We start from the raw sequence: 16457 nt of genomic DNA, 5'->3' as shown, positions 1-16457 counted from the left end.
CGCGGGACGCACGACGCCACACCCTGATGGAACTGCTAGAACTCGGCTGCGACCAGCTCGGCGATCTCCGCCGCGTTGAGCGCCGCACCCTTGCGCAGGTTGTCACCGCACACGAACAGATCGAGCGTGTTCGGGAAGTCGATCGCCTGGCGGATGCGACCCACGTACGTCGGGTCGTTGCCCACCACGTCGAGAGGCGTCGGCCAGATCCCGTTCTCCGGGTCGTCCATGAGGACCACCGTCGGAGCCGCTTGCAGGATGCGGTGCGCGTCGGCGACCGTGATCTCACGCGCGAAGCGCGCGTGCACGGCCAGCGAGTGCGTCGTGACCACCGGGACGCGGACGCAGGTCGCGGAGACCTTCAGGTCCGGGATGCCGAGGATCTTGCGGGACTCGTTGCGGAGCTTGAGCTCCTCCGAGGCCCAGCCGTCCGCCTTCACCGAGCCCGCCCACGGCACCACGTTGAACGCGATGGGCGCGGGGAACGGCGACTCGTCCTGCAGCTTGTTGGCCAGCGCCTTGCGCACGTCACCGGCGCTCTGACCGATCGTGCGGTCACCGGCCAGCGCCTCGATCTCGTCGTACAGCCGCGCGGAACCCGCCACGCCGGCGCCGGACACCGCCTGGTAGGAGGCGACGACCAGCTCGGTGAGCGTGAACTCGGCGTGCAGCGCCCCCATGGCCGCCATCATCGACAGCGTCGTGCAGTTGGGGGTCGAGATGATGTTGCGCGGCCTGCTGCGCGCGTCGAGCGGGTTGACCTCGGGCACGACCAGCGGGACGTCGGGCTCCATGCGGAACGTGCCGGACTTGTCGACCACGATCGCGCCGCGCCCGGCCGCGATCGGCACCCACTCGGCCGACACCTCGTCGGGCACGTCGAAGATGGCGATGTCGATGCCGTCGAACACCTCGGGCGCCAGGGCCTGCACGACGACGTCCTCGCCGCGCACCTGGAGCACCTTGCCCGCCGAGCGCGGGGAGGCGACGAGGCGGATCTCGCCCCAGATGTCCGCACGCGACGACACGATGTCGCGCATGACGGTGCCGACGGCGCCGGTCGCGCCGATCAGTGCCAGACTGGGCCTCTTGCTCATCGTCCTGAACCTCCGTACACCACGGCTTCGACCTGGTCGGCGTCGAGATCGAAGGCGCGGTGCGCGGCGGCCACGGCCGCGTCGACACCGTCCTGCTCGACGATCACTGAGATGCGGATCTCCGAGGTGGAGATCATCTCGATGTTGACCCCCGCGTCGGCGAGGGCCGCGAAGAACGTCGCCGTGACGCCGGGGTGCGAGCGCATGCCCGCGCCGATCAGCGACACCTTCCCGATCTGGTCGTCGAACAGCAGCGACTCGAAACCGATCCGGGGCTGGATCTTCTTCAGCGACGTCAGCGCCGTCTGGCTGTCGGCCGTGGGCAGCGTGAACGAGATGTCCGTGCGACCCGTGGCGGCGGCCGAGACGTTCTGCACGATCATGTCAATGTTGATCTCGGCTTCGGCCAGCGTTTTGAAGATCGTGGCAGCCTCGCCGACCTTGTCGGGCACCCCGACAACAGTGATCTTGGCCTCGCTCCGGTCGTGCGCGACGCCGGAGATGATCGGCTGCTCCATCTCGGTTCCTTCGGTGTAAGGGTCGGAGACGACCCACGTGCCTTCCTTGGTGCTGAACGAGCTGCGTACGTGGATCGGCAGGTTGAACCGCCGAGCGTATTCGACACAACGCAGGTGCAGGATCTTCGCGCCGCAGGCGGCCATCTCCATCATCTCGTCATACGAGATCCTGGGGATCTGCTGCGCCGCGGGCACGATGCGCGGGTCGGCGGTGAAGATGCCGTCGACGTCGGTGTAGATCTCGCAGACGTCGGCGTTGAGCGCCGCCGCCAGCGCGACGGCCGTGGTGTCGGAGCCACCCCGGCCGAGCGTGGTGATGTCCTTGGTGTCCTGCGAGACACCCTGGAACCCGGCCACGATCGCGATGTGGCCCTGGTCGATCGCCTCCTGGATGCGGCCGGGCGTCACGTCGATGATGCGCGCCTTGCCGTGCGTGGAGTCGGTGATCACACCTGCCTGCGAGCCGGTGAACGAGCGGGCCTCGTGGCCCAGGTTGGCGATCGCCATCGCCAGCAGGGCCATCGAGATGCGCTCGCCCGACGTCAGCAGCATGTCGAGCTCGCGGCCAGGAGGCAGCGGCGACACCTGCTCGGCCAGGTCGAGCAGCTCGTCGGTCGTGTCGCCCATGGCGGAGACGATCACGACCACGTCGTTGCCGGCTTTTTTCGTCGCGACGATCCGCTGCGCGACCCGCTTGATGCAGGACGCGTCGGCGACGGACGAACCACCGTACTTTTGCACAACGAGCGCCACGAGAGTCTCCCGGTTAGGACTGTGAGCTGCCAGTCTACTGGGGGCCTCTCATGCGCCTGTTGGTTCGTACCACTATGTGGATGATCAGACCGTGGTGGCTTCCTCGGCCACGTCGAGCCTCGAGTGCGCTGCCAGGGCCTGGAGCGCGCGCATCGCGGCGCCCGCGTGGTTGCCCCAGGTGTTGAAGTAGGAGAACTGCCACCACCACAGGGCCTCGTGCGGACGCCCCGCGTGGTAGTGGCGCAGCCCGTGGATGAGGTCGGCGGCGACCGCGGTCAGGTCGTCGGACAGCCGGTACGGCGTCACGCTGGTGTCCTTGTACGGGTCGAACACCTCGGCGTAGTCGTCCACCGCCTCCAGCCGCTCCGCCAGCGACGTGCGGACCCCGTCGATGTCAGGGTCCTCGCTCATCGGCGGCTCGTAGTTGCCGGCAAGGATGACGTCGCGGTTGGCGCCCAGCTTGGCGCCCGCCAGGCTCATCTGGGCGACCTCCACCAGCAGGATCGACCAGATGGCGTCGCCGCCCTCGCCGCCCGCGACCCTGGTCAGGCCGTCCACGTAGTTCTGTGCGTGCCCGGAGATCTCTTCCGCCAGCGTGCTCCACTGGTCAGACATCCAGCAGCCTCCGTCCTTCGAACGCGCGGCCCAAGGTGACCTCGTCGGCGTACTCGAGATCACCGCCCACAGGCAGACCGCTGGCCAGTCGTGTCACTTTGATGCCCATCGGCTTGACCAGACGGGCGAGGTAGGTAGCCGTCGCCTCGCCCTCGAGATTGGGGTCGGTGGCGAGGATGAGCTCGGTGACGCGGCCGTCGGCCAGCCGCGTCATCAGCTCGCGGATGCGCAGGTCGTCGGGGCCGACGCCGTCGATCGGGCTGATCGCGCCGCCGAGCACGTGATAGGTGCCGCGGAACTCGCGCGTCTTCTCGATCGCCACGACGTCCTTCGACTCCTCGACCACGCAGATGACGTGGGTGTCGCGGCGGGTGTCGCGGCAGATGCGGCACTCTTCCTCCGCGGCCACATTTCCGCAGACCCGGCAGAAGCGGACCTTCTCCTTGACCTCCAGCAACGCGTGCGCCAGCCGTTTGACGTCGGCTGGATCGGCCGCCAGCAGGTGGAACGCGATCCGCTGCGCGCTCTTGGGACCGACGCCGGGCAGCATACCCAGCTCGTCGATCAGGTTCTGGACGACACCCTCGTACATGCCTAGAACCCTGGCAACTGTCCGAGGCCTGGGCCGCCACCCAGCCCCTGGGCCAGCGGGCCGAGCTTCTCCTGCTGAAGGTCGGCGGCCGCACGGACGGCGTCGCGGACGGCCGCGATCACCAGGTCGGCGATCGTGTCGGCGGTGTCCTGCGCGTCGCCCGCGTCGATCACGCTCGGGTCGATCTTGAGCTCGAGCAGCTCGCCGGAGCCGTTGACGACGGCCGTGACCAGGCCACCACCGGATGAGCCCTCGATCTGCGCGTCGTTGAGCTCCTGCTGGGCGCTCACAAGCTGCTGCTGCATGAGCTGTGCCTGCTCCAGCAGCTGCTGCAGGTTGACATCCCCTGGGTTCACCGTCGTGCGCTCCTCGTGGCTCCGCGTTCTTGACTGCCACGAGCCTACGGGGTTTGGCGGAAGTCCTGTACTGGGGGAGCTTCCCCGTTTCCCCCCAGATCTTCGTGCGCGACATCCATCTCGCTTCCAGGCGGGCGTTTCCGGCCGGGAACCGCCACCCTGACCTGGCCTCGTGTACGTGTTTGCACCGAACCCGCGTCTCGGTATCCCTTTGTCACGGTTTATCGAGCGTCGGTGTGTTTTGGCCGGGTCTCGGCCCCCCTCCAGTGTCCGAGACCCGGCCATCACGTCGGCGGAGCGGCCGCACCACGCCGACGCGTTGGTCAAGAACGTACGTGGAGGAGGGTTGCACACACGTTGCGTTCATTCAATCACCCTCTGCAATCCCCCTGAACGGGTTGCGCTGAGCGGGGTACACGACGGATGCTCTAATTGACTACTTGGAGTGACCGATGAGTTACGCCCATCTCGATGCGTACTCCCGTCTTCTACGCGGAGCACACGAAACCGTAGCGACAGGCGCCGTAGCGACAGGTCGGGCCTGGCCGGAGTCGCCCCGCCACCTGATCAAGGCATCGTGGCGGCGTTCGCTGGACGCCGGGATCGACCCGGAGGGCAAGAGCGCCCCCCTCGTCTGCGACCCCGCCTCCATCAGGGACATCCGCGCCGCCCACCCCCTCCAGCCCCTGCTGCCCCTGCTCGCCCAGACACTCTCCGGCCTGGCCGACGAGGCCGGTCACATCATGATCGTGACAGACGGTGACGGACGGGTTCTGTGGCGCGAAGGCAACCACGCGGTCCTGTCCAGCGCCGACCACATCGGCCTGGCCGCCGGACACCAATGGGGCGAGCAGAACGTCGGCACCAACGGCATCGGCACCGCCCTGGCCACCGGCCGGCCCGTGCACGTGTACTCGGAGGAACACCTGATGCGGGTGCTGCACATCTGGTCGTGCAGCGCCGCCCCCATCACCGACCCCGACTCCGGACGCGTCATCGGCTGCGTCGACGTCAGCGGCACCGCCCGCACCCTGCACCCCGCCACCGTCGCCCTGGTGGCCGCCACCGCCAAACTCGCCGAGACCCAGCTCGCCCTGCGCATGCACGAGCGCGACGAACGGCTCCGCCGCCGGTACGAAGCCCTGCGCGGCAGGCCAGGCATCCTGCTGTCGTCCACCGGCCGCGTCATCTCCGGCGACCCGGCAGGCGACCTCGGCGAACGCGTCCACCTCGGCGGCCCGTTCCTCCCCGTCACCGAGCGCTCAGGCCGGCGCCTGCCACTCAGGGACGGCACCGCCGCCCTCCTCGAACCCTTCGCCGACGGCTACCTCCTGCGCCCCACCCCGACCGCCGCCCCGCCCAGCCTGACCCTGTCACTCCTCGGCGAAGGCAACCCCACCGCCGCCATCGGCGACGACGAACGCCCCCTGTCGCTGCGCCACGCCGAGATACTCGCCCTCCTCACCCTCCACCCGCACGGCCTCACCGCCGAACAACTCTCGTTCCACCTGTACGGGGACGCCGGCAACCCGGTCACCATCCGCGCCGAGATCCACCGGCTGCGAGGGCAACTCGGGGAGGCCATCGCCGCCAAGCCCTACCGGCTGGCCTGCCCGGTGGAGGCGGACTTCATGAAGGTGCGCCGCCTCCTCACCTCCGACAACCCCGCCGGGCTGGCCCGGGCTTACCCGGGGCCGCTCCTGCCCCGGTCGGAGTCGCCCGAGATCCGGCGCGAACGGGACGAGCTGGAGGCTCAGGTGCGGGCGTTCCTGCTGCGGCGCGGGGGGCCGGACGAGTTGTGGGTGTATGCGCAGACCTGCAACGGGCGGGACGACTACGAGGTGCTGGAGCGGCTGGCCGCCCTTCCGGCCGGCGACCTCCGCTCGGTCGCCGCCCGCTCCCGCCTGCTGTTCTGACCGTCGCTCTTCCGGACGCCGACCGATCAGGCTCTTCCGGACGCCGACCGACCCGGCCCTTCCGGACGCCGACCGACCCGGCCCCTTCGGGCACCGACCGACCCGGCTCTCTCGGGCGCCGGCCCATCAGGCTCTTTGGGACGCCGACCGACCAGGTGTGGTCATCTCGCCGATCAGGTGTGGTCGATCTCGCCGATCACCTTGGCGCCGAGCTCCCGTTCCAGCAGCGCCATGCCCGAGACGGCGTCCACATCGGCATCGGCGTCATTCAGCGGGTCCACCTCGTCGTTCTCAGGACCCTTGTCACGTCCGGGAATCGCGTCCGGCCAGGCAGGGGCCCCGCTACGAGCGGCCGGAACCCGCGGCCCCGACTGCGCCGCCGCCTTGGCCGCCGACCGCGCCGCCGCCAGACCCGCCCCGGTCTGCCCGCCACCCGCCGGAGCGCCACCAGCGTGCTGGGCCGCGGCGACCGTCCGGGTGGGGTCGGGGCTGGGCGGGGAGCCAGGGCCGAAGTCGTCGGGAGCGTCGGGCCAGGACTCGTCGGTGGTCTGGTGTCCCGGCGCGCCGGCCGGAGGGTGGTCGGCCTCCTGGCCGCCCCGGTCCTCGTGAGAAGCCCCATGCGAGGCCGTACGCCCCTGAGAGCCCCCCGCGGCCTGACCGCCTTGAGGAGCCGGCACGCCCTGAGCCGCCACCTGCGGCCCGGACACCCCCTGCGAGCCACCCGCGGGGGACGGCGCGCCCCCGCCGTGAGAGGGTGCGGCGCCCTGGGGCGATGCGGCCGGAGCGCCGCCTTGTGCCGGTGAGCGCGCCGGACCACGAGGAGCCGGAGAGCCACCGACGACCGCCTCGACCCGCCAGTTCCCGCCGAGCACCTCGCCCAGCACGCCGGCCACCACGACGTCCTTGCCGCCACCGGTGAAGTTCTTCATCGCGCCGACCTGGCTGAACCCGAGCGTGACCAGGTTGCCTTCGACGCCCACCACCTGGGCGTTGGTGCTCACGTTCGCCCAGACGACGATGCTGCGCTGCTTGAGCGCGGCCAGCACGGCGGCCCACTGCGACTGCACGGCCCCCGCTCCCCCGGCCACCGGAGCCCCGCCACCACCGGCGGGCGCGGCGGCCTGCGCCGGGGGCGGAGCAGGCGTGGCCGCCACGGCGCCAGGACGCACGGGCTCCGGCCAGTCGTCCCTGCCCCCACCCGTGGAGGCGGACGCGACGTCATCAGCCGCCCCGGCCTGCCCCGGCCCCGCAACGGCGCCTCCACCGACACCCCCACCGGGCCCCCCGGCGGGACCAGCGGCAGTCCCAGTGGCAGGACCGGCGACCGGAGCCGCCGCCGGCGCGCCATTCCCACCCGTCGGGGCGCCATGCCCACCCGCCGCGACACCGGGCCCGCCAGCAGCGGCGCCATGCCCACCGGCGGCGACCTGCGCCCCCACCCCGCTCACCGTCCCAAGCCCCACCGGCGCACGCCCGGAGGAGGAAACGGACGCACTGGAGTGGACGGACGCCCCGGAGGGGACGGACGCCCCGGAGGGGACAGCCGCACGGGCGGCCATCTGCGCGACGGCGCCACCCCGCTCAAGACGTTCGAGCCGAGCCAGCAGCGCCGCCTCCCCCTGCGCCGCACCAGGCAGCAGGACGCGCGCACACATCAGCTCCAGCAACAGCCGCGGCGACGTGGCGCCGCGCATCTCGGTGAGCCCGGCGTTGAACACCTCGGCGGCCCGCGTCAGCTCGGCGGGCCCCATGGAGGCGGCCTGCTGAACCAGCCGCTCCAGCTCATCGGCGGGACGATCGAGCAGGCCACTCGACGCCGCCTCGGGCACGTTCGCCAGAATCACCAGGTCACGGAAGCGTTCGAGCAGATCGGACGCGAACCGGCGCGGGTCGTGACCACCCTCGATCACCCGGTTGACCGTGTGGAACACCTGCCCGCCGTCCTTGGCCGCGAACGCGTTGACGACCTCGTCGAGCAGGTCGCCGTCGGTGTAGCCGAGCAGGGAGACGGCCTTGGCGTAGGTGATGCCGTCCTCTTCCGCCCCGGCGAGGAGCTGGTCGAGGATCGACAGCGAGTCACGCGCGGACCCGGCCCCGGCACGTACGACCAGGGGCAGCGCGGCCGGCTCGAAAGGCACGCTCTCGGAGGTGAGGATCTCCTCCAGTAGCGCCTTGAGCGTCGCGGGCGGCATCAGCCGGAACGGGTAGTGGTGCGTGCGCGACTTGATGGTGCCGATGACCTTTTCCGGCTCCGTCGTCGCGAAGATGAACTTCAGGTGCGGCGGGGGCTCCTCGACGAGCTTGAGCAGCGCGTTGAAACCCTCGCGGGTCACCATGTGCGCCTCGTCGATGATGTAGATCTTGTAGCGCGCCGACACAGGCGCGAAGAAGGCCCGCTCACGCAGGTCACGCGCGTCGTCCACACCACCGTGGGACGCGGCGTCGATCTCGATCACATCGAGGTGGCCGGGCCCGGTGGGCGCCAGCGCGACACACGACTCGCACTCACCGCACGGGTCGGGCGTGGGCCCCTGCTCACAGTTGAGAGAACGCGCCAGGATGCGGGCGCTGGAGGTCTTGCCACATCCGCGGGGACCGCTGAACAGGTAGGCGTGGTTGATTCGGCCCGTTCGCAACGCTTGTCTCAGCGGATCGGTGACGTGTTCCTGACCCTTGACCTCGGCGAAGGTCCCGGGTCGGTACTTGCGGTAAAGCGCAAGGCTCATACGACCATCCCGCCTGCGAGGGGGCTCTCAACGAAGAGACCCCCCGCACACCCGCCAGAGCCCGCTTATCCTTGCTGCCTTCCGGCCCTGGGGAGGTTCACAGGATGACGCCGCGCGAGGGGTCCCTGGACAGTCTAGCCGTACGCCGCAGTGCTCGCTCCACCCCGCGAAAGCCCGCGCGGAAAACATGGTCTGCGCACCCTGAGAAGTCCGGTAAGCTCGTCGGCGGAGGATTCGCCTAGTGGCCGAGGGCGCACGCTTGGAAAGCGTGTATAGGGCAACCTATCAGGGGTTCAAATCCCCTATCCTCCGCGCCTGGTTGAGGCAGTAAACGCGAAGGGGCCGACCATACCCAGTCGGCCCCTTTCGCTATGTCGGGTCTCAGTTTGGGTCTCAGCCGGCCTCTACGGAGGCTCATCCCCTGGCCTGCAGAGCGCCCCGTCGACCTGATTCCGATTCCGCCAGCCGTTCGCATCCCCCGCGTTGACGATCGGCGGGCATTTCGGTGAGGACTCAGAGCACGCGGTCCGCCTCGCCAAGCCCGCCGCGCTCATCGCGTCAGGAGGGCGCTCCTGTTCGCGGGGAGGGTCGCGTCAGTCTGCCCGCTGCTCCACGCGCGCTTCGTCAGGCTGCGGAATGCTCTGCTCGTCATATTCGGCCTTGCGTCGAGCGAGGTAGGCGGGCCAGTCGGTACGCGCGGCGATGACGTCCTCGATGGACAGTTTCACCACCGCGCAGAAGCCGATCGAGCAAGCGCGCGGCATGGAGGCGTCGATCAGGGAGATCCCCAGGATCTGATCGCCGTCGTTGAAGGTGCAGAGCACCGGGTGGAACGCGCAGTCTTCGTAGATATCGCCGGGGCTGATGCTGGTCACAGAACAAGTGTGGGCGAATCCCCGCTGCCGGGACGCGGGTCAGAGCATGTTCTTGATGGGCTGGGGTGTGTCCGGGACGTCCTGGGCGAGGATCTCGTTCGCCTCCCCCGGTGTGAGAAGGCGCGCGTCACACAGGAGGCGGATGGAGTCCTCCCACTGCGTCCGGGCCTCGCCGTGTCGTCCGAGGTCGTGCAGGGCGGTGCCGAGCCACCAGCGTGAGATGGCCTCCTTCAGCCGGTATCCCGAGTCGTGCAGCAGCCGCACGGCCGTCGTGTAGCTGTCCACCGCCTCGGCGAGCCGGCCGGCGTGGCGGTAGGCGTCGCCCAGCGAGCCGTGTGCGATGCCCGCGTCGGCGAGCGCGCCCACCTTCGAGCCCGGCTCCGTGAGCCGGCGGGCCTCCTCGATCGCCTCGTCGAAGCGGCCCTGACGGTAGTAGACGTGGACGCGGTTGTTGCGGATGGTGGCCGTGGCTCCCGGGCGGGCGGCGTCGTCGTTGAGGTCCAGCCCGGACTCCAGGTAGCCGAGTGCCTCGTCGAGACGGCCGACGAGCGTGCTGATGACGCCGAGGTTGTTGAGCACGCCGACCTTGCGGCGGGGCAGGCCGGCGCGGTCCCAGTCGTCGAGAGCCGTCTGAAGCTCTGCGATGGCGGCGTCGTGGCGGCCCTGGTCGCGGTGGACCCAGCCGAGGAAGCTGCGGAGTTGCGCCTTGTCCTCCCAGGCGGCGGTCCGGTCGGCCAGGTCGATGGCGTGTGTGTAGAGGTCGGCCAGTTGGGTGTGCCAGCCCTGGAAGCAGAAGGGCCAGTGGAGGCCGATGGCCAGGCCGATGGCGGTGCCCGGGTCGGGGCCGGACAGCGCCTGTTGGGTGATGACGAGCAGGTTGTCGCGTTCGTCGTGGATCCAGCGTTCCGCCTCCGCCGTGCTCTGGAAGGTATGGGCGGGCAGTTCGACGGGGCAGCGCAGGACGGGGTCGTCGTTGAGTGTGGTGCCGACCAGCCAGAGGGTGGTCAGGTAGTGGTGGACGGCTTGGCGGACGGCGGTGGCTTGTTGTTGCGGTGGCAGGTCCTGGTGGGCGCGTTCGCGGGCGTAGAGGCCGACCAGGTCGTGGAAGCGATAGCGGTCGGGGCCGGCGGGTTCGAGGAGGCGGGCGTCCTGGAGGCGTTCCAGGGCGGCTTCGGCGCGGTGGGCGGGCCAGCCGGTCAGGGCGGCGGTGGCGGCCGGGGTGTGGGTGGGCAGGCCGAGCAGGCCGAGCAGCGGCAGCAGGTGGGCGGCGTCGCGGCCGGCGGGTTCTTCGCGCAGGTGGTGGTGGCTGACCGCGATGCTGGCGCGGACCGCCTGGTCGGCGTATTGCAGGAGGTCGAGGCGGCGGGTGGCGTCGGCCAGCCGGGTTTCCAGGTCGGGCAGGGTCCAGTCGGGGCGGGCGGCCAGCCTGGCGCCGACGATGCGCAGCGCCAGGGGGAAGCCGCCGCACAGGTGGGCGACGCGGGCGGCGGCCTGGGGGGCGGCGCGGACCCGGTCGGGGCCGGACAGGCGGGACAGCAGGGCGACGGCTTCGGCGCCGGTGAGGGTGCCCAGGTGCAGGTGGTGGGCGTTGTCCAGGGTGACCAGCGGGTCGCGGCAGGTGATCAGGACGCGGCAGCGAGGGCCGGCCGGGATGAGCGGGCGGATCTGGCGGACGTCGCGGGCGTTGTCCAGGATGACCAGCAGGTCGGCGGAGGCGGTCAGGGAGCGGTAGCGGGCGGCGGCCTCGCCGGCGTCGGCGGGGACGGCGGCACCGTCCAGGCCGAGCGAGCGCAGCAGGTGGCGTAGTGCCTGGGCCGGGGTCAGCGGGTCCAGGCCGGGGGTGGAGCCGTGCAGGTTGAGGTAGAGCACGCCGTCGGCGAACCGGCCGGCCATGGCGTGCGCGACGTGGATGGTGAGCGCGGACTTGCCGATGCCGCCGGGGCCGTCGACGACGGTGACGGCGGGCCCGTCGGCGGGGCCGAGGGCGGTGCGCAGGGCGTCGATCTCGGTGGTGCGGGCGGTGAAGGCGTGGGTGTCGGCGGGCAGGCCGGCGATCGGCTGCGGCTCATCCGAGGTGATGTGCTGGGCCGGGGCGGGCAGGTCGAGGGCGGGGTCCTTGGTCAGCACGGCCTGGTGCAGGCGGCGCAGCTCGGCGCCCGGTTCGAGACCCAGCTCGGCGATCATGGTGCGGCGGGTGTCCTGGTAGACGGCGAGCGCGTCGGAGGGGCGGCCCGCGCGGTGCAGGGCCAGCATGAGCTGGGCGGCCGGGCGTTCGCGCAGCGGGTGGGCGCGCACGTACGCGGCCAGGTCGGCGGTCAGCGCGTGATGGTCACCGGCGGCCAGGCGCAGGTCGGCGTGGTCCTCCAGGACGGTGCGGTGCTCTTCCTCCAAGCGGGCGGCCTCGATGCGCGCCCAGGGTTCGGTCAGCTCGGCCAGCGGCTCGCCGCGCCACAACCGCAGCGCCTCGCGGTACAGGGCGTCCGCGGCCTCCTGGGGCTGGCTGGTGCGGGCGCGTCTGGCGAGGCGGCCGAACAGGTGGGCGTCGATGCGGTCGGGGTCGAGCGCGAGCCGGTAACCGTTCGGCGTGGTCTGGATGATCTCCTCGGTGGTGTGGGGTGCGAGGGTCTGGCGGAGTTTGGACACCACGATGTGGAGCTGTTTGGCCGCGGTCGCCGCGGAGCTGTCACCCCAGATGTCGGTGAGGAGCCGCTCGGCGTGCACCACCTTCCCCGCGTCCAGAGCGAGCCTGGCCAGCAGGCCGATGCGGCGGCGGCCGGCGAGCCGGACCGGTTCGTCACCGGCCAGGACCTGCCACGGGCCGAGAAATCTGATCTCCAGCGTCACTAGGAGCGCTGCCTCCTACAAGGAGTCGGCATGGATGAGGACGCCGACATCTCTAGACGCGCCGGCTTACACGCGGCTTGCAGCAGACTCGCGAGGCGATTGATCATCAGCCCGCGAGCCGGCGCCGCGCGGTGCGAGTGGGCGGCGCGTGCTCGGGCTCGGAACGCGGGGATTCGGATTGTGTCGCGATCTCCGCGTCCCCTATCATCCCCCTCCATTCTCGATATCGCACGGAGGTCTCATGAGTCACGTCAAGAAGCTCGCCCTGGTGGCCACGGCCGGTCTCTTCGCACTCGGCCTCGGCGTCGTGACCGCCTCCTCCGCCTCCGCCGACGGCTCCACCGACCCGATCTTCAACGGGCCGGTCATCCTCTACCCCAAGCCCTCCGGTGAGATCTCGGACAAGCCTCAGCAGTGAGCCCGCGGTGCGGTGGCGGGCCGTCTGGGTGGGCATCGCCCTGACGTGCGCGGTCGCGGCCGTCGCCCTGCCCGACCACGGGTGGTTCGGCCCCGACGCCACCGGCGAGGCCACGGAGGAGGTCCTCGAGGTCGGCTCCGCGAAGCGGGCGGCGTTGATGGCGGCCGCCGACCGCTTCCTCGAGACGGATCCGCGGCGGAACGCGCACAACGTCCTGGCCGAGGAGATGCCGGAGCTGGGCCCGCGGACGTTCTGCCGCGAGGAGTTCGTCGAGGTGCGCAGGAAGGACCCGCGTCTGCTGCTGGGGATCGTGGCCGCGTGTGAGGAGTACGCCCGTCACGGCGGCGTGCTCGTCACCGGCAGCGGCTTCCGCGCCCCGCTCCTGCTCACCGTGGAGCCGGCCGGGAAGGGCTTCGTCGTGCGGGCGGTGGAGGAGCCGCTGGACGGGGACATGAACTGGCCGTCGGTACGGACGATGTTCTCCCCTGGCGGCGCCCCTCGGGCGTTGGATCTGCAGGCCGAGGGGTCATACCTGCACCGGGCGATCGAGGAGGACGCCCGGCGGGCCTGGGGGCTGCCCGAGGGCACCGAGGTCAGCAACATTTCTACCTATCTCGTACATGACCATGTGGGCCCGCCCTAGGCTCGGCCACGTCAAGCGCTGCCCCTGAAGAGGGAGGCTCGCCGTGTCCGAGCCTTATGGAGTAGAGGCGATGCCTTCGTCCGTGTCCGTCGCCCGGCTGTGCATGTGGGTGCAGACGGTCATGGGGCTGGCCGGGCTGTTGCTGCTGTTCGTGGCGCTGGGCAGCGCCACGCCCGCCGGGGCGGTGGGCGTGGCACTGCTGGTCGCGCTCTCCGTGCCGCTGGCCACGATCCTGCTGATCGGGTTCCTGGCGATGCGGGTCCCGTCCAGGCGCGGGTGGGTGCGCGTGACCGGCATCGTCGTGGAGCTCCTGCTCGTCGTGCTGGGCCTGTGGCAGCTCACCGGCGCCCTCACCTTCGGGAACGTGCTCGGCGTGCTGCTGGCCGGGCTGGTGGTCGCGCAGTTGTGCAGGGCGCCGTCCGCCACCTGGTTCAACCGTTAGGCGCTGACCAGGGCCTTGGAGCGATCGGTCGCCATGCTGACGGCGAAGGCGCCGAGGATCGTGCCGGTGAGGTAGCGCTGGACGCGCAGCCACACGGGACGGCGGGCCAGGAACGCGGCCAGCGAGCCCGCCGAGATCACGATGAGGCCGTTGACCAGGGTGCCGACGAACACCTGGACCGAGCCGAGCGCCAGGCTCTGCAGCAGCAGGTGGCCCATCGCCGGGTCGATGAACTGCGGGAGCAGCGACAGGTAGAGGATCGCGATCTTGGGGTTCAGCAGGCAGGTCAGCAGGCCCATCGAGAAGAGCTTGCCCGGCCGCTCCACGGGCAGCTCGCGCGGCTCGAAGGCGGACACGCCGCCCGGCCTGACCGCGTTCCAGGCCAGCCACAGCAGGTAGGCGGCGCCCGCGAGCTTGAGCGCGGTGTACGCGGCCGGCACGTACGCGAAGACGGCCGTCAGCCCGAGGCAGGTGGCGGTCAGGTACGTGGTGAACCCGAGGAAGACGCCCCCGAGCGAGATCAGCCCCGACCGGCGCCCCTGGGTGAGCGAACGCGAGATCAGATAGATCATGTTGGGCCCGGGCGTGAGCACCATGCCCAGCGAGATCAGGGCAATCCCCATCAAACCTGCCGTCATGGTGGCCACAATATCGGGCCGATCACGAAATATCATGGCGATTATCGTCGCCGTGCGTAATCGAATGACTACGGGGGAGAACTGCGTCGGAGGGAGCGCGCGATGCAGTTCGACGATGACAAGCCACTCGACCCGTCCCAGGTCGAGGACGTACGCGCCTCAGGCCCGCGGCCCGGCGGCGGTCGCGGCGGCGGGTTCGGCGGGATGCCGGGCGGATGCATGCTGCCCATCGGCGGCCGGGGCGGCGGAGGCTGCCTGCTGCTGCTCCTGGCGGTGGGGGCGATGTTCCTGTTCGGCATCGTGCCCTCGCCCTTCACCGGCGACGAGGGCGGCCAGCAGGGCGGGCAGGGCGGCGGGCAGCAGCCCAGCGCCCCTCCCGCGGCCTCGCCCAGCGGCAACCTGGCCGAGCGCTGCAAGACGGGCGCCGACGCCGACCAGTCGGAGGACTGCCGCGTCGTCGGAACGGTGAACAGCATCCAGTCGTACTGGCGCCAGGCGTTCCAGGAGCGCGGGCGCAAGCAGTACACGCCCGCCAAGACCGTGCTGTTCTCGCAGGCGGTCGACACCGGCTGCGGCGCGGCCGACTCCGCCGTCGGGCCGTTCTACTGCCCGGCCGACCGCAAGGTCTACCTGGACCTGACGTTCTTCGACACGCTCCAGCGCGACTTCGGGGCCGAGGGCGGGCCGTTCGCGCAGGCGTACGTGATCGCCCACGAGTACGGCCACCACGTCCAGAACCTGCTCGGCACCATGAACAGGGTCGGCCGCGGCAACCGCCCGGGCGCCGACAGCCCGTCCGTGCGCCTCGAACTCCAGGCGGACTGCTACGCGGGCGTCTGGGCGCAGAACGCCGTCAAGACGGGCTTCTACCGCGAGCCGTTCTCACAGAGCGACATCGACCAGGCGCTCAGCGCCGCCGCGGCGGTCGGCGACGACAGCATCCAGCGGCGCACGCAGGGCCGGGTGACCCCGGACGCCTTCACGCACGGCACCTCCCAGCAGCGCGAGAAGTGGTTCACCACCGGGTACGAGAGCGGCGACCCCGAGCGGTGCGACACCTTCAGCGGCGGCATCTAGCGATAGGCGGGCCTTCCCCGGGGCAGTTGTCCCGCCAGGCGCAACGGCGGGAAAGGACGTCACCATGGATTTCCGGGACCAGGTCGACCTGGATTCCTCGCAGGTGGAGGACCGCGGAGGCAGCGGCGGCGGAGGCAGCGGCTTCTCCGGGTTTCCCGGGGGCATGGTCATCGGCGGAGGCGGGATCGTCAGCCTGATCGTGCTCGTGCTGGTGTTCGTGCTGAACAACGTCGGCGGGGGCGGCGAGCCCGCGCAGCAGCAGCCTCCGGCCAACCTGTCGGAGCAGTGCAAGACGGGCAAGGACGCCGACCAGTCGGAGAAGTGCCAGGTGGTGGGCGTCGTCAACAGCATCCAGGACTACTGGAAGCAGGAAATTTCCGATTATCGGCTGGCGAAGACCGTCCTGTACTCGGGCCGGTTGAACACCGGCTGCGGCTCGGCCGACTCCTCCGTAGGCCCCTTCTACTGCCCCGGCGACCAGCGCGTCTACCTCGACCTGAGCTTCTTCGACCAGCTCCACAGCCAGTTCGGCGCCAAGGGCGGCCCCTTCGCCCAGGCGTACGTGATCGCCCACGAGTACGGCCACCACGTCCAGAACCTCCTCGGCGTACTCAACGAGGGCAGCTCCGTCCCCATCGAGCTGCAGGCCGACTGCTACGCCGGCGTGTGGGCCCGCAACGCGATCGACACCGGCTTCTACGAGCGCCCCTTCACCCAGGCGGAGATCTCCGAGGCGATCGACGCCGCCGCGGCGGTGGGCGACGACAGGATCCAGCAACGCACCACGGGCAGAATCGATCCTGAATCGTTCACCCACGGCAGCTCCGAGCAACGCGTCAAGGCTTTCCAGCGCGGTTACGAAAAGGGCGCCCCGGCCGACTGCGATCTCAACGGGCTTGCCCTGACACGGGCGGATAGCGCGAGGAATCGGATTCTCTCCTAAAATC

General features: G+C 70.6%; 15 protein-coding genes, 1 tRNA gene and 1 other RNA gene. 7 read left to right on the top strand and 10 right to left on the bottom strand.

Going from position 1 to position 16457, the window contains the following annotated elements:
- Positions 1–35: 35 nt before the first annotated feature.
- From FXF51_RS43900 to FXF51_RS43880, 5 genes are all read right to left on the bottom strand, one after another.
- Positions 36–1097, bottom strand: coding sequence for an aspartate-semialdehyde dehydrogenase (locus FXF51_RS43900; protein WP_148440716.1), 1062 nt, complete (start codon positions 1095–1097; stop codon positions 36–38).
- Positions 1094–2368 carry an aspartate kinase gene (locus FXF51_RS43895; protein ID WP_148440715.1) on the bottom strand — a complete coding sequence of 425 codons (1275 nt, stop codon included), beginning with the start codon at positions 2366–2368 and terminating at the stop codon, positions 1094–1096. Before FXF51_RS43895 ends, FXF51_RS43900 begins: the two co-directional genes overlap by 4 nt.
- Before the next feature lie 84 nt (positions 2369–2452).
- Positions 2453–2983, bottom strand: a complete 531-nt coding sequence (locus FXF51_RS43890; RefSeq protein WP_148440714.1) for a DUF5063 domain-containing protein — start codon at positions 2981–2983, stop codon at positions 2453–2455.
- Positions 2976–3575, bottom strand: coding sequence for a recombination mediator RecR (gene recR / locus FXF51_RS43885; protein ID WP_148440713.1), 600 nt, complete (start codon positions 3573–3575; stop codon positions 2976–2978). Before recR ends, FXF51_RS43890 begins: the two co-directional genes overlap by 8 nt.
- Positions 3576–3577: 2 nt before the next feature.
- Positions 3578–3931 carry a YbaB/EbfC family nucleoid-associated protein gene (locus FXF51_RS43880; RefSeq protein ID WP_148440712.1) on the bottom strand — a complete coding sequence of 118 codons (354 nt, stop codon included), beginning with the start codon at positions 3929–3931 and terminating at the stop codon, positions 3578–3580.
- A gap of 452 nt (positions 3932–4383) precedes the next feature.
- On the opposite strand from FXF51_RS43880, the gene FXF51_RS43875 reads away from it, so the two are divergent.
- Positions 4384–5847, top strand: a complete 1464-nt coding sequence (locus FXF51_RS43875; RefSeq protein WP_148440711.1) for a GAF domain-containing protein — start codon at positions 4384–4386, stop codon at positions 5845–5847.
- Positions 5848–6020: 173 nt separating this feature from the next.
- On the opposite strand, the gene FXF51_RS43870 is transcribed toward FXF51_RS43875, so the two are convergent.
- Positions 6021–8573, bottom strand: coding sequence for a DNA polymerase III subunit gamma and tau (locus FXF51_RS43870; protein WP_148440710.1), 2553 nt, complete (start codon positions 8571–8573; stop codon positions 6021–6023).
- A gap of 31 nt (positions 8574–8604) precedes the next feature.
- Positions 8605–8700, bottom strand: an RNA gene (gene ffs / locus FXF51_RS43865) — signal recognition particle sRNA small type.
- 100 nt (positions 8701–8800) lie between these two features.
- Here ffs and FXF51_RS43860 point away from each other — a divergent pair.
- Positions 8801–8885: transfer RNA gene (locus tag FXF51_RS43860), tRNA-Ser, on the top strand.
- A 281-nt stretch (positions 8886–9166) separates the two neighbouring features.
- Here FXF51_RS43860 and FXF51_RS43855 read toward each other — a convergent pair.
- Complete coding sequence (locus FXF51_RS43855; RefSeq protein WP_148440709.1) at positions 9167–9448, bottom strand: hypothetical protein; 282 nt, start codon at positions 9446–9448, stop codon at positions 9167–9169.
- 39 nt (positions 9449–9487) lie between these two features.
- Positions 9488–12292, bottom strand: coding sequence for an AfsR/SARP family transcriptional regulator (locus FXF51_RS43850; protein ID WP_148440708.1), 2805 nt, complete (start codon positions 12290–12292; stop codon positions 9488–9490).
- 241 nt (positions 12293–12533) lie between these two features.
- On the opposite strand from FXF51_RS43850, the gene FXF51_RS61280 reads away from it, so the two are divergent.
- The 3 genes from FXF51_RS61280 (at position 12534) to FXF51_RS43840 (ending at position 13795) form a co-directional block, all read left to right on the top strand.
- Positions 12534–12710, top strand: a complete 177-nt coding sequence (locus tag FXF51_RS61280; RefSeq protein WP_187414909.1) for a hypothetical protein — start codon at positions 12534–12536, stop codon at positions 12708–12710.
- Between the two features lie 7 nt (positions 12711–12717).
- Entirely contained in the window at positions 12718–13353 is a 636-nt protein-coding gene (locus FXF51_RS43845) for a hypothetical protein (RefSeq protein ID WP_148440707.1), read from the top strand.
- 70 nt (positions 13354–13423) lie between these two features.
- Positions 13424–13795: a hypothetical protein gene (locus FXF51_RS43840; protein WP_148440706.1), complete on the top strand. Its 372-nt coding sequence runs from the start codon at positions 13424–13426 to the stop codon at positions 13793–13795.
- Here FXF51_RS43840 and FXF51_RS43835 read toward each other — a convergent pair.
- Positions 13792–14433: a LysE family translocator gene (locus tag FXF51_RS43835; protein ID WP_148440705.1), complete on the bottom strand. Its 642-nt coding sequence runs from the start codon at positions 14431–14433 to the stop codon at positions 13792–13794. The two genes, FXF51_RS43840 and FXF51_RS43835, sit on opposite strands and share 4 nt — an antisense overlap.
- A 102-nt stretch (positions 14434–14535) precedes the next feature.
- On the opposite strand from FXF51_RS43835, the gene FXF51_RS43830 reads away from it, so the two are divergent.
- On the top strand, positions 14536–15510 hold the full coding sequence (locus FXF51_RS43830) for a neutral zinc metallopeptidase (RefSeq protein WP_148440704.1): 975 nt from the start codon (positions 14536–14538) through the stop codon (positions 15508–15510).
- Positions 15511–15574: 64 nt separating this feature from the next.
- Positions 15575–16453 (top strand): neutral zinc metallopeptidase, encoded by an 879-nt coding sequence (locus FXF51_RS43825; protein WP_148440703.1) that lies wholly within the window; start codon positions 15575–15577, stop codon positions 16451–16453.
- Positions 16454–16457: the final 4 nt, after the last annotated feature.

Source organism: Nonomuraea sp. PA05 (assembly GCF_008086045.1).
GTDB classification, from domain to species: Bacteria; Actinomycetota; Actinomycetes; order Streptosporangiales; family Streptosporangiaceae; genus Nonomuraea; species Nonomuraea monospora.
The sequence above is the reverse complement of the archived record's forward strand: the minus strand, read 5'-3'. Positions and strand labels throughout refer to the sequence as shown.

Bases quoted from the DNA above. Each gene is read 5' to 3' on its own strand.
- FXF51_RS43900 (WP_148440716.1), bottom strand. From the start codon at position 1,097: ATGAGCAAGAGGCCCAGTCTGGCACTGATCGGCGCGACCGGCGCCGTC.
- FXF51_RS43890 (WP_148440714.1), bottom strand. From the start codon at position 2,983: ATGTCTGACCAGTGGAGCACGCTGGCGGAAGAGATCTCCGGGCACGCA.
- recR (WP_148440713.1), bottom strand. From the start codon at position 3,575: ATGTACGAGGGTGTCGTCCAGAACCTGATCGACGAGCTGGGTATGCTG.
- FXF51_RS43875 (WP_148440711.1), top strand. From the start codon at position 4,384: ATGAGTTACGCCCATCTCGATGCGTACTCCCGTCTTCTACGCGGAGCA.
- FXF51_RS43870 (WP_148440710.1), bottom strand. From the start codon at position 8,573: ATGAGCCTTGCGCTTTACCGCAAGTACCGACCCGGGACCTTCGCCGAG.
- FXF51_RS61280 (WP_187414909.1), top strand. From the start codon at position 12,534: ATGAGTCACGTCAAGAAGCTCGCCCTGGTGGCCACGGCCGGTCTCTTC.
- FXF51_RS43840 (WP_148440706.1), top strand. From the start codon at position 13,424: ATGCCTTCGTCCGTGTCCGTCGCCCGGCTGTGCATGTGGGTGCAGACG.
- FXF51_RS43835 (WP_148440705.1), bottom strand. From the start codon at position 14,433: ATGACGGCAGGTTTGATGGGGATTGCCCTGATCTCGCTGGGCATGGTG.
- FXF51_RS43830 (WP_148440704.1), top strand. From the start codon at position 14,536: ATGCAGTTCGACGATGACAAGCCACTCGACCCGTCCCAGGTCGAGGAC.
- FXF51_RS43825 (WP_148440703.1), top strand. From the start codon at position 15,575: ATGGATTTCCGGGACCAGGTCGACCTGGATTCCTCGCAGGTGGAGGAC.